A 17,494-nucleotide genomic window follows, 5' to 3' on the forward strand; every position below is an offset into this window, starting at 1 on the left:
AGTGAAAAGGTCGGGGCTTGTTGGAGGTCAACAAAAAAGGCAGTAACAACAAGCGTAATGCTGTTACTGCCCTTCGGGAGATATTGTTCGCTGTGTGTGTACTACATCGTAAATACTTTTCCACCTACCATCACTTCCTGGGTAGCTTCATCGAAGGTGGATTTCATGCCGGTGCGATAAGCGGCATTACCCATGATCAGTGCAATAGAGTGGGAATATGCGGCTTCTATTGGTGCATTGGGTTGCTTACGTTCACGCACACACGACATCCAGTTACGGACGTGTGCATTGGTGAGCGGATCGCCTCCGGTGTTGGCGCTGGTAGCTGCCGCTTCTTCATTGCTGAGTGTTTGTGGTGTCAGCAGGTTGGCGTGCATGCCCATTTCCTGTGCTTCTTTTTCGGTGAGTCCGCCGGTGGAAGTGATCTTGTTGGTAGACATATCGATGGTACCGCCATTGGAATAATAAATTTCTTTGGTACCGCCGGCAGAGTTATGGAAACGGCTGCTATACATTACCTGGAAACCGCTGCTGGGGTCTTTCTCCGGACCATAGTCAAATACAGCGGTCAGGGTATCCGGGTTTTTACGGCCATCTTTCCACATATAGATACCTCCGTTAGCTACGGCGCTGCGTGGGTGTTTCAGGCCGCTGAACCAGTGTACGGTATCAATCTGGTGTGTCATCCACTGACCGAAGATACCGGAAGAATACGGCCAGAACAGGCGATATTCCAGGTATTTGCGTGGATCCCAGCTATCGTTCGGGCGGCCAGCCAGGAAGCGTTTCCAGTCGGTATCAGATTCGCGGATAGATTTTACCAGTTCCGGGCGGCGCCAGCGGCCGGGCTGGTTCACATTCCAGGTCATTTCCACCATGGTGATAGGACCAAACTTTCCTTCTTTGATGAAGTTGGCCGCAGCGTGGTAGCTGGGGCCACTGCGGCGTTGCGTACCTACCTGCATAATGCGGCCGGACGACTTCACCGCTTTCAGTGCGTTGCGTGCATCTTCCATGGTTTCAGCGAAAGGTTTCTCGCTGTATACGTCGCATTTATTTTTTACGGCTTCAATGGTATGATGGGCATGTGCGAAGTCGGGCGAAGCAATAAATACCGCATCCAATCCTTTGATATTATACAACTCATCATTATTCATACAGGCTTGCACGTTATGCCCGGTTTTTTGCTCCAGGAAAGCTTTGCCTTCTTCGCGGCGGCGGTTCCAGATATCGGACACCGCGATGAGGTCGAAGTTCAGCTCTTTGTTATTGTTGAAAAACGACGGCATCAGGGCTTGCCTGGCGCGATCAGAAAATCCTACCAGGCCCACGTTGATACGGTCATTGGCGCCCATAATGCGGGCATAGCTGCTGGCAGGCATACCCATGGCGCTGATAGTAATACCGGCTCCCGCCAGTAAGGATTGTTGCAGGAACTCCCGCCTTGTTTTTTTAGGTGCTGACATATTAGAGCGATTTTTTTTACTGTGGTGATTTATAGAATGCCCCAGGCCTCTTTTAATTGCTGTTGCAGGTAATCGAATGCCGGTTTATATTGCCTGGAAGGGTCGTCCCATCTGCATTCCATCATGATGTGGCCCTTAAAGCCTATTTTATGCAGGGCAGCGAAATAAGGCTTAAAATCCTGTTTGGCGACGCCGGGGGCTGCGCGGTTTTCTCTTTCTGCAATATGGCAATGTATCAGCAGATTACCGGCTTTTTCTATACTGGCGGCAGATTCATTTTCGCGCAGCATATGATAGATATCTGCGGTGATCCTGAAATTTGGATGATGTATGGCCGTAGCAATTTCACAAGCTTCTGCCAGCGTATTCACAAAATTGGTTTCTGATTTATTCAGGTTTTCCATCGCAATCACACAATCATATTTGGCCGCAATAGCGGCCATTTTCCGACCCAGCAAAATGAACTGTTCTGTTACCTGCTTACGGTCTGCCCCCTCCGGTATTTTGCGGGCTTCCCCGCTACCCAGTACAATGAGCTTTACACCGGCTATTTGGGCGCGTTGCATCACTGAGTCCACGTAGCCAAGTATCCTGGTTTCATTGACTTCGTTGCCGGTGAGTTTCATATATCCCGGAATAAATACGTTACAGCTCTGCACTTTACAGCGACTGCCACGCAGTGCGTGCAACTGTTCCCGGAACTGTACTTCGCTCAGGGAAGGAGATAATATTTTACGTACTGTTTCTTCCAGGAAAGTAAATCCACTGCCTGCTGCCAGGCTATCGTTCGAAAAGGAAGTACAGATACCAATGGCCGGCAAAGGCGTTTGTGCATTCGATTGCAAAAACGAGCCAGAGAATACGGAAAAGAGGAGTAGCAACCATGTTTTCATAACGTCCGGGTAGTTTTATGTGGAATGGAACAGCTTTAAGATAATATGTAATTCCGGAAAAACAAAATGGGATTTTAAATGGAGCAGAAAGCATAAGGCAGAAAGCATAAAGCTATTGCAGCGAATGATAAGTGCGACTAAGAAATCAGATATCCGCTTTTATCATTCGCTGCAATAGCTTTATGCTTTCTGCCTTATGCTTTCTGCTTTCAAATCAATATATTTGCTAATAACACAATTTACCGAATGGACCCACTATTAACCCTTCACATCAGGATCATCAACCAGGTATTCGAACTGGATAAGAAAACTGCGGCCAAACCTGAGTTGCAATCTCTACAGCGGAATGTGGACCGGATCAAACAGCATTTTGAAGAAGCAGGGTACACTATCGTGAACCCACTGGGAGAAGCCTATCATGAAACAAGAATAGATTACGAAGCCAGCATTACCGGCGATATGGCGCCGGAAATGGAAATTGTGAACGTAATTAAACCTGTTGTATACTATACCACCGGCGGACAAAAATCCATTTTACAAAAAGGAGTTGTCATCGCCGCAGCAAAATAAGCTTATGAGCCACCAAATTAATTTCGGAATTGACCTGGGTACCACCAATTCCCTGATCGGCAAATTCCAGAACGGCAGCGTTGAAATATTCAAGAATCCCTTCGGCCAGAAAGAAACACTGCCTTCGGTAGTCGCTTTCCGGAAAGACCGGATCATCGTGGGCGATAAAGCCCGTGAACTGATAGAAAAAGACCCGGAAAATGTGTTCTCTTCTTTTAAAAGAAAAATGGGGACATCGGAATCTTTCTTTGTGCCCAATACCGGCGACTTTAAAACACCGGTGGAATTATCTGCCCTGGTGCTGCGGGAGCTGAAAAACTTTATTTATACCGGCGAAAAACCGGATGCCGTGGTTATCACCATCCCGGCGTCTTTTGATACCATACAATCCAATGCTACCAAGAAAGCCGGCAATGATGCCGGGTTCCGCGAAGTACAATTGCTACAGGAACCTATTGCCGCCAGTCTCGCTTTCGCCAACAAACAAAACAATACAGCGGGTTTACAGGGCCAATGGCTGGTATATGATCTCGGCGGTGGCACCTTCGATGTGGCGCTGGTGAAAATTGTGGATGGAGAAATGCGCGTGGTGGATCATGAAGGCGATAACTACCTCGGTGGCGTGGACTTCGATATTGCCATCATCGAAAAACTGGTAGTGCCGCAACTACAGCAACAAGGCAACTACCCCGACCTGCTCAGCCAATTACGCAGCGCCCGCGGCAAATACAATACCCTGTATCATATCCTGCTGAAAAAAGCAGAAGAAGTAAAAGTACAACTCACCACCAGCACCGCCGCTGAAATAGAATTCGAAATCGACGACCAGGATATTTACCTCACCATCACCCGCGACGACTTCGAAACCACTATCTACGATAGTATCCAGTACTCCGTAGATCTCGTTAAAAAAATATTGACCCGCAACCAGCTCACTTCCGCCGATGTGATGGAAGTAGTGATGATTGGTGGCAGCACCTATATACCGCTGGTAAAAACATTGGTGGCGTCGCAACTGGGAATCCCCGTTAACTGCAGCGTAGATCCTACTACCGCCGTAGCTGTAGGGGCAGCATGGTATGCCGGCACCCGCTCTGTGGCAGCACCGCAAACAAAGGAAAATAAAGCCGCTGCCGGCAATGCCCCCGATATACATTTCAAAACCGCTTACCAAAAGAATACAGCCGACAAAGAAGAATATTTCACAGCTATTGTAACCGGCCCCGTATCTGGTCTGAGCTATCGCATTGTACGTGCCGATGGTGGCTACGACAGCGGTATTAAGCCCTTGCAGGAACGCATCTCTGAAATGTTATTGCTGGCCGAAAACAGCAACAATATTTTCAACATCCTGGTATTTGATGCCGCGCACAACGAACTGGCGGTGGACGCCCCGGCTATCTCCATCACGCAGGGGAAATTTAACATCCATGGACAACCGCTGCCTAACGACATCTGCATAGAAATAGATGACCCGGAAAACAATACCACCAAACTGGAGCTCATCTTTGAAAAGAATGCAATTCTCCCCCTGCGCAAAACCATTATCAAAGAGGTGATGAAAACCATCCTCCGCAGCGGACGTGATAGCTTACTCATCAACGTGGTAGAAGGGAGTCGTTATGCCATTCCCGGCAGTTGTGTACCATTGGGCATGATTGAAATCAAAGGTTCCGACCTCATCACCGACCTGGTGAAAGGCTCCGATGTGGAAATCACGCTGCAGATCAGCGAAAGCAGGGACCTCTCTGTGAAAGCCGTACTGCTCATGAATGAGCAGGAGTTTTCAGAGATCTTCAATCCGCTGGTGCGACAAATCAACATCGGCAAATTACAGGATGATATCCACCAGTTGAAAATACAGGCCGCCAGTAAAATGAAGCGGTTTAAAAGCAGCCAGCAATACGAGCTGGCAGCTACCGTACAGGAAATCCAATCCGACCTGGACAGCATCAGCGACCGATTGGAAGTGCTCAGCATAGATGACGTAACCGATGAGAAATACCAACTGGAAGAAAGAAAACGTAAACTGGCGCAGCAACTGGATAATACCGGGAAAGATCAGCAAATAGTGGAAGTAACAGAACAATACTTCAAACAAAAAGACCATTGCCTATGGCATATACAGGAAGAAAAAGATGAAGGCAGACTGGCCCGGTTTGAACAAATTACCAAAGAAGAAAGTACGTTCCTCTCCTCGCAGAGCTATTATACCATCAAAGCCAAAACCGACGAACTTATTAACCTCGGCTGGGAAATTGTCCGTAATAAACCTTCCACCTGGATTAATAACTATCATTTTTACGCCAACATTCCACCCAACGATTATACCAACCCGCAAATGGCAGCACGGTTCATGGAAATCGGGGAAAAAGCACTGGCCAGGCAAAACTATGAAGAGCTGAAAGCCGCCGTATACCAGTTGCACAACCTGATGCCGGACGATAAGAAAAATAATCAGCCGCTGAAAGGTACCGGTATCGGCTAAACGTTAATTGCCCAGGTACAGGGTTACACCAGATGCATCATTATCAAGCAAATTCGTGTATATCTGCTCGTCGGCGCCTATTTCCACGGGAATATACCTGTTGGAGCGGCGCCAATAAACCGGGTCCAGCACAAATGTTAATGCATTTTCCCGCAGAAAGGTATTCGCATTTTTATAGCTGGCAGCAAAATATCCGGGGAGTGGTATATGATGACTTTCCTGGGTAGCCAACGGCCTTGTCCAATATTGTCCTATATAAAAGTAAATACGATTAGCCGTTGTTTGTAATGGTAAAAAAATACTATCGTGCGCCACTATAAAACGGGAGTAAAAAGAATCCGGTGTTTGCACCAGCGCTACCATGGGCACATCCAGCCTGTTTAACAACAGCAGGCTTTGCCGGTGTAGTGAATCAGAAAAAGAAGCATCAGCCGGATCAATAGAAGTATCCTCGTCCGCTTTTATTTCGTCCAACCGGAATGATGGCGTATAAGGCAGACCAGTTAACTTCTTCATGAAATCCGGCCCATACACATCATCGCCGGTTTTAGGAGCAGGCGTTGTGGTGTCTATTCCCATTCGTGCTGTCATTGCCTGCTCCAGTTGCCCGAGCAGGGAGTTCATGGGAAGCCGGGTACGCATATTCGCCAACAAATCGGCTTCTTTACGTAACCGGGCTGCGGGGCTGCTTTTAGGCATGCTATCCATCTTACGGATACCCATTGTAATAATGGCTACACCCACCAATGCCAGTATCAGCCGGCCTGCATTTCTATCAGTAAGCCAATAAGGCCTGATGCGATAGGTCAGCGATCCCAACAGATCTACCAGTGGCCGGTCCTTTATCTTATATGCCTGTAATTCTTTCTTTCGTACCTGTAATCGCTCCTGTACAAAATCTGTGGTGCGTAATTGTGCTACTAATGTCAGCACCTGTTGGCCCCGCCTCAAATCTGTTTTATAAATAGCAAGTGCCAGGTTAATCAGGCTAATTCCATAATCACTTCTCCACTTTTCAAACTCCGCTGGCAGTATATTCAGTTGCGTGATCAACGTTGCATTTGCAAACCGTTCAAAACGCTTCCACTTATACCTGTTGGTATCAATTGCAGCGTTCAGTCCGTTATCCAGCGCTTTGAGGTAACGCAGCACGTGCCGGTAGCTGATGGTGATATGGGGACCATCCAGCAGCAACGGGCTACTAAAGAGATATTGAAGTGTAGCAACATCCTGCGTTTTCAGACTGTTTACCACACCGGTAGTAAACATCGGCTCGTAATAGGGCGCTATAAAGGAAAGGAATGCGCTATCATGATACAAGGGATGATCCACTATCTGCGCGGTCATGTCACCTGTTTGCAGGAAACGTGAGAGCACAGGATCCGCGGCTATTTGCTGATGATATTGCAGTTCCTGCGAAGATTGCAACCGGTCGAAAAACAGCAACAGGTCATTTTTACTGAGCAACTGCCCGTTGACCCGTAACATTTTATCATCTGCTAATTCCAGTTCTGCCAATGATTTTTTCCGGAGAAGGGATACCGCGTTATTATCCCGCAAATCAACGGGGCCGCCATGCAGTACAGTCAGAAAGTCCAGTGGGTTCAGGTATTTCATCTGACAGCAAAATAAGGAAAAACCACAAAACTATTCTCCTACCTTCAATTGTATACCATTAGTATTGCCCGACAACAGCCTCAGTACCAGCCGTTCCTCCGAAGAAACGGTTATTTCCACGGGAATATACCTGTCTGATGTTTTCCAGTAATTAGGGTCCAATAAAAACTGCAGGGTGGAGTTACGCAGAAAAAGATCGTGATCCCTGGCTGGCTGCATAAACAAACCCTTTACGGTGTAATCGGGAACATAATCCATATGCTTATAGCCTTCCCAGTCAGGATTCCACAGATCACCTACATAGAAGAACACTTTACTGAGCAATAGTGGTAATGGCATAAATGCGCTATCCTGTGGACTTACAAAGCGGGAATAAAAAGAGTCGGGTGTTTGTACCAATACAATCAATCCACTTTTCTGTCGGTTAAATACGAGTAAATGATGCGAGTGTCGTACATCGCGCCAGGCACTATCTTCTGGCACTGGCGGTTTCGAATGATCGAATAAAGGCTGCACAAAAGATTCTCCCACACGGCCCTGATGACTGAGCGCTTCCATAAATGCAGGACCATATACATCCTCGCCTGTAGTCAGTGATTTGAGTACTGGATGTTTCTCCACACCTTCCTTTGGTGCGTAAAGATTTACTGAAAGCTGCGATAACAGGTATTCCATTGTCCAATAAGTGCGGGAGCTGGAAAAGACATTGTTTTCGGCTGCTGCAAATTGCCGGGGTCCTTCTTTCTTTTCAAATTGTGATCCTATCATGATCACCAGCACGGTGAATACGGTAGTGCCTATTTGTATCAGTCGTTCTCTGGTGAGTCCCCATTTGGCCAATAGCTTACCGAACGCCGTAGTAGGTTCCCGCCGGAACTTAGGAGCCCCTCCGCCACCTTCTTTTATATACGTGATATATCTAACAGCGTTTTCCTGCACATACGCCACGCTCTTCAGTTGTTGTACATTGGCTAACAGCGTTAATGCTTTTCCCGCATCGCCCTGTTCATATAATACCAGTGCCAGGTTGATCAGCAAAATCCCGTATTCACTTCTTTCCATATGAAAGGCCTCCGGCAGCACATTCCATAATTCTATCTGTGTAATGCTGATCCAATTTCCCACTGCAGTCTGTTTATCCCTCCCATGAATTTTCAATCCCTCTTTATGCCCTTCTATCAGGCGATACTGCTGTTTTAAAAAACGGAATATTTTATCATAGCTCCGCTTCATACTTTCACCATCCAGTAATACAGGATTGGTAAAGAGGTATTGTAGCGGCTTTATCCGCTGCCGCTGCAAACTGCTAAGCACCTCATAGGTAAACAGCGGTTCATAAAATGGCGCTATAAAAGACAAGAAGGCTTTGTCTTTGTATAGTGCCGTTTCTATAAATAGTCCGGTGATACTACCTGTTCTCAGGAAACGGGATAACACCGGGTCTTTATTTATTTCCTGGTGAAAATATAAGGTGGTACTATCTTGTAGCTGATCAAAAAAATTCAGGAGGTCGTTCTTACTCCACCTTTCGCCTTTGATCTGTAATACCTTATCAGTGGAGAGTTCCAGTTCTGCCATCATTTTTTTCCGGAGAAGGGATACCGCGGCGGTATCTGTTGCATCTACAACAGCACCATTCATTTCTTCCAAAACGGCAACGGGATTAAGGTATTTCATATCTCCCCAAAATACTAAAATTTGCTTTATGAAAATAAGAGATAAGCCAGCACCAGGGTTACCACCACGTTAAACGACTGGGCTATCAGGAACGCATATACGGGCTTCCTGCTTTCGGTACCCACCAGGTCTTTGAAATTTGTTTCCAGTCCGATACTGGTAAACGCCAGCGCAAACCAGAGTCCCTGCAAACTTTTCAAAGGCCCTTTCAAAGTGGCCACTGTAGCCGGTGACACAAAAAAGGAAAATACCAGCGAAGCCAGGATAAACCCGATCACGAACTTGGGGAACCGTTCCCAGATTACTTTTAACGTAGGCTTGGTATTGGCATCACCGGCATTGGGATGTTTGGTATAAGTCCAATAAACAGAAATGGCAAAAGCCGCAATACCAAGTAATACATTTTGCGAAAACTTCACAATGGTACTCACTTTTAATGCAGTTTCCCCTACCAGTGAACCAGAAGCCACTACAGCGCCGGTAGTATCAATACTGCCACCCAGCCATGCCCCGGTTACCGCTTCCGGGAAGTTAAAATGCTTTGCAATGACCGGCATAAAAATCATCATTGGAATGGCGGTAATCAATACCAGAGAAATTACCAGCGATAACTTCTTTGCATCTCCCTTAATGGCACCGGAAGTAGCAATCGCCGCAGACACTCCACAAATAGATACCGCGCTGGAAAGCATCATCGTGAGCTCATTGTCTATTTTCAGGCGCTTACATACCCAATAGGAAAAATACCAGACTGATAATACCACCGCCAATGCCTGGATCAAACCCAGGCCACCCGCTTTCATCACATCTGAAAAAATGATAGTGGTACCCAGTAACACCAATCCAATCTTTACAAAAAACTCTGAGGTGAGTGATTCCCGGAACCAGGCGGGTAAAGAAAAAAGATTGCCTATCAACAGCCCGATAATCAAACTGAAAATCACCGCTTCCAATCCGTAATTATTTAACGTGGCATTGCCGGCTACAATCAGCGCCAGCGTTGTTAATACAAACACCACAGGGAAAACCAGCAAGGTATTTTTTATTGATTTGCCGGTTAAGAAAGATCCCAGTAAGGCAATGAGAATCACGTAAATAAATTGCGCGACGATTTTCAGGAGATTGGCACCGGCCAGTACTTTACCAGTTAAATCGTCCGTACTGGCCCATTTGTATTCAGGTATAGCCACTGCTACACCGGCCATCGAAAGAAGAATGATCAGGAAGCCAAGCACCACAATGGCCCAGTCTTCCTGCAAATAAGATTTTACTACAGGCATATAGATTCATTAAGATAGTGACACTTTAAAACATATCCTTCAGCACCGTATTAGCGGCATGGTATCCACACATGCCATGCACGCCGCCTCCGGGCGGTGTGGCAGACGAACAGATATAGATCCCTTTGGCGGAAGTCCGGTAAGGGTTCAGCCGCAAAGCCGGGCGCGTATACAATTGACGGATATCCAAAATTCCACCATTGATATCGCCGCCAACATAGTTCGGGTTATAGGCTTCCATCTGTTGGGTATTCATCGTATGCTTCGCCAGGATCAGGTCGCGAAAACCGGGTGCAAACCGCTCTACTTGTTTTTCTATGATGGCAGTCATATCCACATTGCTGCCATTAGGCACGTGGCAATAGGCCCAGGCCGTATGTTTTCCTACAGGCGCCCTTTCATCAAAGAGGCTTTGCTGTGTAAACAGTACATATGGCGATTCATTCAACCGGCCGTCGTAAGCGCGTTGTTCCGACAACGCTATTTCTTCGAACGTACCGCCCAGGTGCACCGTGCCCGCACGGCGACACGCTTCTGCAGTAAATGGAACGGGGCCACTCAGCGCCCAATCTATTTTAAATACTCCCGGTCCATACCGGTAACGTGTCAATTGTTGCCTGTAACCCGCCGTAAACCGGTCGCCCGCAATGGTAAGCAACTGTTTCGGCGTAAGATCAAACAGCACCGCATGATGCGATGGCAACTGCGATAGTGCGCTAACGTGCACGCCTGTTTGAATTTTGCCGCCCAGCGCCACAAAGTATTGGGCCAGCGCATGCCCAATAGCCTGTGATCCGCCTTTCGGCACAGGCCAGCCATGCTGGTGCCCAACTGCGGTAAGTATCATACCAATAGCAGCAGACGCTATATTGGTCAGCGGCTGAATGGCGTGGGCACACATGCCCGCCCATAGCCCTTTCGCTGCAGTAGTAGTAAATCTTTTAGACACGGCCGCTGCTGAACGCAGGGCATTCCATCCAAACTTCGCCATGATCAGCGGATGACGCGGAATGGCAAAAGGGCCCAGGCTATCTTCCGCTACCAATCCCCAATGATCGGCTACCGGTTGAATCAGCCGGCGGTAAGCCTGTTCATCGTTACCAAGAGCTGCTGCCGTTTCATCCAGCGACCGGGCCAGGAAAGCGGCGGTACCATCATCAAAAGGATGGGCCGCTGCCAACGGCGGCTGTATAAACGATAACCCATAATCTGCCAGTGGAAGTGTGGAAAAAAACGGAGAACCCATCGCCATCGGGTGTACAGCGGAACAAACATCATGGTAAAAACCGGGCAACGTCAGCTCCTGCGTACGCATACCACCACCAATGGTATCTTTTGCTTCCAGCAGTAATACAGATACTCCCGCCTGCTGCAGGCGTATGCCCGCAGCCAGGCCGTTAGGCCCCGATCCTACTATGATAACATCGAACTCTTTTTTTTCCATGGCTGCTGGCATCGGTGGATGCGTCCTGCAAATAAAATATACAATTCACGGGAATGCAAACGCTTTTTAAATTTACTCCGGTAATACAATCCCCACACGGATAGCCTGTAAACCACTAAGTCCCTGCAAATCCTCCAGCTCCAGCTCTTCCATTTCCGGAAGTAATACGCCTGTATCCTGTAAATAACGGATAAAAGGCAGGTAATCTTCCACATCCTTCCGATCGGAATAAATCAGGGCTATTTTATTGGGCTGGGTTAACCGTTCTTCTGTATCCCGGATATGCACTTTATCAATCCGCTTTTTGATCATCTGGTAGCGGATATTATAAGCACCCTCCACATCAAACTTGCGCTCATCGGCCCGGAAACTGATATCTATCGGATGATTATGCACAAAAATCAATTGCGTAGTGTGCAACTTCGTCGCCATCTTCGATAATAATCCGTGTGTAAGGCCGGCAATTGTCACCATAGACGACAACTGCCATAGCCGGAGGTTTTTCAGATGGAAATGATCAAAAGGTTTATCCGGCGCAATAGACTGTCCAATGTAAATATCATACTCTACCCCATCTGTTCTGAACTTCTCAAAATAGCAGGGATAAGAGTCCTGTAACTTGTTTTTCTCAGATTCAAAAAAATCATTGATCGTTAAATTGATCAACTGCATGGCGCTTTCCAGCGCCGCTTTGTTAGCATCACCGGAGAGGCTTTGCAGGCACGCTTCAATAGTTGCTTTTGTTTTTGGAAACTGCAGCGCAATATGTCGTAAATACTGCACGGCTTCTTCGTTCAGGAAACGGTTCAATTCATTTTCCTGGGAAGGGCTCAGCCGTTCTTCTACCAACTCTTGCTGCCATTGCTGGCAATGATAAATCATTTGTTTTAGCAGGTCATTTTCCTGCACGGCGCGCAGGCTGTCCAGCGTAGCAGCCAGTACACCCAACTGCGTTACGAGGTCGGCCACAATCGCTTTATTTCTTTCTACGGTAGAATTGCGGATGTCAATAGCACCGTATAAAGGATATACCTGTTCAAAAAGAATGTTTTGAATAGTAGCCGGCAGATTTTTTTTGGTATGATACAGGTACTGCCATGCAGCTTCATTAAACTTCCATTGTACAGCAGGTTGTATAGAAGTGAACTTCTCTTTGATCACCGATTCTATCTCCAGGTTAAATTCCTCTATATAAATCCGGAACAACTGGGCAATAGCGCCCCTGGCAGGTTCCAGTAGTGCCAGGCTTTTATCGTCAAAAGTATCTTCACCCCAGGTATGTACTGCCACAATGCCTACCAGCTCCTGTAAATGAAACACTGGCATCAGTCCCAGCGACTTCACCCCCTGCTTGCGGAAATATTCCAGGAACGCATATTCCTTGCGGGTTTCGCGAAAAATGTCAGCAGAGAAAAAGTAGATGGGTCTATATGCAAACGCCTGGGCCTGGCGCGCAAATTCTTCCGGCGAAAGCCGGTCTTCTCCCCATACCTCAAACAAAATACCGGTACCTCCTTTCTCCAGGCTGTATACCGGTACCCCATTTACCCGCATGAAAGGAAACAGGTCGAATTCAATCTTACTGTTACGCACCAACGATTTAAGCGCCTGTATCACCTCGTGAAAATTCTTTTCCGCTACCAGCGAGGTACGGGAAAGTCTTACTTTCTCTATATTTTCTATCGCCTGCTGTGCAGTAACATCCGTGACAGTAATCACACAAAATCCGCGGCAACGGAACAGGTTCAGTGGCAGCAGTTCTTCCAGTATTTCAAAACCTCCGCCTTCGCTTAAATGGGCATATAACTGCACCACATCCAGCTCCGGTAAAGGCCCGGTGGCAGTAACGTCTATAAAGTCTGTATTGATATTAACCGCGTAGTGCTGCAACAGCCCCGTGGCTTTGTTGATGCCCGAATGATGTTGCTCCCGGGTAACCGGTACAAAAAAATTATACAACCGTTGCAGTATAAAAGAATAAAACAGCTCCAGCCAGTCGCGCCGGTAATCCGCTGCCGTGCGGGTTACTTCGTACTTGCTGTATTCCAGCCGTACTTCCAGTAATTCATATAGAGGTTCCGTTCCATAAAACGTACCCGGGGAAAAAGGGAAGCTGAGGCCCCAGGCTACTTCATCTTCTGCTTTCATGGAAGGCGACAGGCAGGCATACACGTATTCCAGTAGTTCTGTATACTGTTGCGTATCTGCCAGGCTCATATCACATCGACAGATATTAGATGCTTCGAAACGACTCAGCGTTTCTGAATAAATACGACCTTTTACAGTATGTTCCTCACTGATCCGCTTCTTCAGCCACGATATAAAGGGTTCAAAGGAAATGGCGGCATCAATAGCCGGCGGCGGTCCTTTTTCTGCCGACGCATCCAATATGGTTGCTCGCATAACGACTGGGATTATTCTTTCGTTATCAAAGGTATGGAATTTGGAAGGTGTAACACGCATACCATGGCTCGTTTATAGAAATAACTTACCTTGTTGAGCGGAAAGCATAAAGCAGAAAGCAAAAAGCTATTGTAGCGAATGACTAAAGCGTATGCTATCCGCTACAATAGCTTTTTGCTTTCTGCTTTATGCTTTCTGCTTCACACCCCTGTAATAACAACGTTTAAACAATCTCGCATCATGAAAACGATCTACTTATTAACGGCTGCTTTATGCCTGTTAATCACCTCCAACACTTATGCACAGCAGGATTCTGCTGCTATGATGAAGGCCTGGATGGACTATATGACCCCGGGGCCCATACATCAGAAAATGGCTATCGGCGATGGCGAGTGGACAGCCGACATGACCATGTGGGATAAGCCGGATGGTCCTCCTACCAAAACCACCGGCGCCTGCGTGAACAAAATGATCCTGGGCGGCCGCTATTGCGAAAGCCGCTATACCGCCAATATGATGGGAATGCCGTTTGAAGGCATTGGCACCATGGCGTATGATAACCAGCGTAAAGTATTTATTGATACCTGGATCGATAATATGGGTACAGGTATCACCATCATGGAAGGCAACTGGAATGATGCCACTCACTCCCTGGAATTAAAAGGCAAAGTAGTAGATCCTCTTACGGGAAAAGACTGCTGGCTGCGACAGGTAACCACGTGGAAAGACAAAGACCACCAGGTGATGGAAATGTTCCGTAGCCAGGATGGGAACGAGCGCAAAGAAATGGAAATAGCGCTGACGAGGAAATAGCTTAGGAGCAGAAAGCGGAAAGCAAAAAGCAAAAAGCTATTGTAGTGGATGATTAAAGCGAATGTTATATTCACATTAGTTCATTCGCTACAATAGCTTTTTGCTTTCCGCTTTCCGCTTTCTGCTTACTGCAATAAACTTCCCGGTGTAATCCCGAACTGCTTTTTAAAGGCCCGTTGAAAATGTTGCGGATGGCTATACCCCAGTTGATACGCTATCTCAGAGATATTGCCCTGCCGGTCGCGGATCATTTGCTCCGCGCGGGTAAGCCGGCTGGTTTGTATGAAGCCATGCACGGTGGTATGAAATAACTCCCGGAATCCACTCTTCAGGCGAAACTCATTGAGCTGGCATAATTTTGCCAATTCCGTCAGCGTAGGTGGTTGTTCCAGTCGCTGTTCCAGTAATAATCTCGCGGCGTATAATTTATCAATATCTCCGCCTGACAAGGTGGCTTTTTTAGGAGGTGCTTCCAACAGTGCTTCACATTGCAGGGCAAACAGGTCCAGTACTTTTGACTCGAGATATAATTGCTTTAATCCATCTGGCTGAGGTCCCTGCCAGATGGTATCAAAAATATACTTCATTTTTGCGGTGACCCGTTGGCCAGGTGCAGCCAGCAGGAAGGGCTTACCCATATATAATTTCTCTGCAAACGGTTCCAGGGCGGGAACATAGGCTACGAATAACTCCGACATTTTCTCCGGCTTCATGTGCACGCCAAAAGAGCGATAGTGGCCTTGTCCGAGTACCTCGTTTGTTTCTACGCCAAGGGGATTATACAGGATATTATGCGATCCCCTGGTACATAGCTGCCTGCTGGTAAAACCATCCTGCGTTTGATAAAAGTCGCCCTCCAGGATGAATCCCATCTCCACAAATGTGTTGTTAACATGTTTCCATGCAGCAGTAGGCTGGCTGGTATGAAAGCGGCTGTCTACCAGTCCCATATCCTTCAGCAGGGCCACGGTGAGCCTACCTGGTTTATCTTCAAAAGGCAATGCACGTTCCTGCACGATGCCCTTGCCCGGAGAAAAGATTTTATGATAGTCGGCCGCCGTGGAGGGTAACGCAAATATATCCATGCCGGTATATTTAAATTTTCAGAGATGGTACAAATTTATCCGTTTTATGCCATCGGCCCCGCGGGCAAAAAGTCAATTTTATGCCCATAAAATCAATGGCTATGTCCAACAAAATTAAAGAGAATAACAAACAAATACCGGTACTCATTGCAGGCGGCGGATTAACCGGATTATCGGCAGCGCTGTTCCTGCTGCAGCAAGGCATACACCCCGTATTGATTGAACGCCGCAGCGGCACTTCCATACATCCCCGCGCCCGTGGCTTTGATGTGCGTACCATGGAGCTGTTCCGGGAGCTACAACTGGACCACGCCATCCGGGAAGCCGGCCAGTCGCTGTCCGCCGCCTGGGGCATTTATGCCGGCGCTGATCTCCCAGCTATTGTGGACCAGGTGCCCACTGACCGGGCCAAAATAAAGCATCCCATCGAAATACCCGGCCTGGAAAAAATAGCGGCTCTCAGCCCGGTAAGCGGCGCCCGCTGTACGCAGGACCTGGGCGAACCTATTCTGTTGCAGGCAGCCATCGACCGGGGAGCGGATATCCGCTTCGATACCGAGCTGGTTTCTTTCACACAAGACACGGAAGGCATCACCGCGTATATCCGTGATCGTAATACCAACGAAACCACCATCGTTCACTGCCAGTATTTAATTGCAGCAGACGGTGGCAACAGCCCCATTCGCCGGCATCTCGGCGCTGAAACCACCGGCAACGGCGCACTGGGCAACCTGCTCAATATTTACTTCGAAGCACCGCTGGGAGATTATGTAAAAGGCCGGGAATTCAGCATAGGACTGATTAACCGCCCTGGTATCACAGGGATGTTTACCGCTATCAACAACAGCGACAGGTGGGTGCTTCACCTGCATTACGACCCAAAGACGGAACGACCGGAAGACTTTACCACCGCACGCCTGGAAAGCATTCTTCACGACATCATCCGGTTGCCAGAGGTACCGGTACGTATCATCAGCATGCTACCCTGGCAACCGACCGTAAAAGTGGTGAACAACATGCAATACGGCCGCCTCTTCCTGGCTGGCGATGCTGCCCACCAAATGACACCCTACGGCGGGAAAGGCGCTGCCTCCGGCGTACAGGACGTGCATAACCTGGCCTGGAAACTGGCACTGGTATTGAAACAACAGGCACATCCAACGTTACTGGATACCTACTCTCCCGAAAGGCAGCCCGTAGGATTAAAAAACGCGCTCACTTCCGGCGAAATGGCCGATGAAAAAGGATTACTCAAAGCCGACGCCCTGACAGCTTTCAAGAATAACCCCGACAAAGAAAAAGCCTTTGCCTGGTTACTAAGTATGCTGGGCATCCCCGACTATCGCTACACCTCCAATGCCATAGCCGGCGCCACACACATTGCTGACACCGGCCTGGTAAAAGCAGGCGGGCACCCGGGCACACGTGTACCACATCACTGGCTACACGAAAACGATACCCAAATCTCCACACTCGACCTTGCAGTAACGCACTTCACCCTGGTAACAGATGAAGCCGGCGCCCACTGGCACTCCGCTGTTACTGCTATGGCAGATAATTTTCGTATGCCCATTTCTGTTAAAGTAATTACAGCTCCCGAATGGAAAACAGCCGCTAACCTGGCAACAGGAGACGCATTGCTGATCCGCCCGGATGGATTTGTAGCATGGCACTCGGCAGATGGCACGTATACGCTGGAGCAAGCGCTCTCTAAAATACTCGGGGTAGCTATACACGAAGAGCAGAAAGCATAAAGCA

General features: G+C 47.9%; 12 protein-coding genes. 4 read left to right on the forward strand and 8 right to left on the reverse strand.

Annotation, left to right across the window (positions count from 1 at the left end):
- Positions 1-101: 101 nt before the first annotated feature.
- Together J7623_RS01955 and J7623_RS01960 are read right to left on the reverse strand one after the other, a co-directional pair.
- Positions 102-1,466 (reverse strand): Gfo/Idh/MocA family oxidoreductase, encoded by a 1,365-nt coding sequence (locus J7623_RS01955; RefSeq protein ID WP_291916591.1) that lies wholly within the window; start codon positions 1,464-1,466, stop codon positions 102-104.
- Positions 1,467-1,495: 29 nt separating this feature from the next.
- Positions 1,496-2,359 carry a sugar phosphate isomerase/epimerase family protein gene (locus tag J7623_RS01960; RefSeq protein ID WP_291916593.1) on the reverse strand — a complete coding sequence of 288 codons (864 nt, stop codon included), beginning with the start codon at positions 2,357-2,359 and terminating at the stop codon, positions 1,496-1,498.
- Between the two features lie 246 nt (positions 2,360-2,605).
- Here J7623_RS01960 and J7623_RS01965 point away from each other — a divergent pair, with 246 nt between their 5' ends.
- Both J7623_RS01965 and J7623_RS01970 read left to right on the forward strand, forming a co-directional pair.
- Positions 2,606-2,929, forward strand: a complete 324-nt coding sequence (locus tag J7623_RS01965) for a hypothetical protein (RefSeq protein ID WP_291916595.1) — start codon at positions 2,606-2,608, stop codon at positions 2,927-2,929.
- Positions 2,930-2,933: 4 nt separating this feature from the next.
- Positions 2,934-5,417: an Hsp70 family protein gene (locus J7623_RS01970; protein WP_291916597.1), complete on the forward strand. Its 2,484-nt coding sequence runs from the start codon at positions 2,934-2,936 to the stop codon at positions 5,415-5,417.
- Positions 5,418-5,420: 3 nt separating this feature from the next.
- Here J7623_RS01970 and J7623_RS01975 read toward each other — a convergent pair whose 3' ends face one another.
- From J7623_RS01975 to J7623_RS01995, 5 genes are all read right to left on the reverse strand, one after another.
- Positions 5,421-7,034, reverse strand: coding sequence for a hypothetical protein (locus J7623_RS01975; RefSeq protein ID WP_291916599.1), 1,614 nt, complete (start codon positions 7,032-7,034; stop codon positions 5,421-5,423).
- Positions 7,035-7,064: 30 nt separating this feature from the next.
- A complete protein-coding gene (locus tag J7623_RS01980) occupies positions 7,065-8,711 on the reverse strand; it encodes a hypothetical protein (RefSeq protein ID WP_291916600.1) in 1,647 nt (548 codons plus the stop codon).
- Positions 8,712-8,737: 26 nt separating this feature from the next.
- The gene (locus J7623_RS01985; protein ID WP_291916604.1) at positions 8,738-9,991 is read right to left on the reverse strand and encodes a putative sulfate exporter family transporter; all 1,254 of its coding nucleotides are present in this window, start codon (positions 9,989-9,991) and stop codon (positions 8,738-8,740) included.
- Positions 9,992-10,016: 25 nt separating this feature from the next.
- On the reverse strand, positions 10,017-11,435 hold the full coding sequence (locus J7623_RS01990; protein WP_291916605.1) for an NAD(P)/FAD-dependent oxidoreductase: 1,419 nt from the start codon (positions 11,433-11,435) through the stop codon (positions 10,017-10,019).
- 72 nt (positions 11,436-11,507) lie between these two features.
- Entirely contained in the window at positions 11,508-13,838 is a 2,331-nt protein-coding gene (locus tag J7623_RS01995) for a GAF domain-containing protein (RefSeq protein ID WP_291916607.1), read from the reverse strand.
- A gap of 240 nt (positions 13,839-14,078) precedes the next feature.
- Here J7623_RS01995 and J7623_RS02000 point away from each other — a divergent pair, with 240 nt between their 5' ends.
- Positions 14,079-14,651, forward strand: coding sequence for a DUF1579 domain-containing protein (locus J7623_RS02000; RefSeq protein ID WP_291916609.1), 573 nt, complete (start codon positions 14,079-14,081; stop codon positions 14,649-14,651).
- 125 nt (positions 14,652-14,776) lie between these two features.
- Here J7623_RS02000 and J7623_RS02005 read toward each other — a convergent pair whose 3' ends face one another.
- On the reverse strand, positions 14,777-15,736 hold the full coding sequence (locus J7623_RS02005; RefSeq protein ID WP_291916611.1) for an AraC family transcriptional regulator: 960 nt from the start codon (positions 15,734-15,736) through the stop codon (positions 14,777-14,779).
- A 101-nt stretch (positions 15,737-15,837) separates the two neighbouring features.
- Between J7623_RS02005 and J7623_RS02010 the strand changes: the two genes are divergently transcribed.
- Positions 15,838-17,490 (forward strand): FAD-dependent monooxygenase, encoded by a 1,653-nt coding sequence (locus J7623_RS02010; RefSeq protein ID WP_291916613.1) that lies wholly within the window; start codon positions 15,838-15,840, stop codon positions 17,488-17,490.
- Positions 17,491-17,494 lie beyond the last annotated feature (4 nt).

This window comes from Chitinophaga sp. (assembly GCF_017745275.1).
GTDB lineage: Bacteria > Bacteroidota > Bacteroidia > Chitinophagales > Chitinophagaceae > Chitinophaga.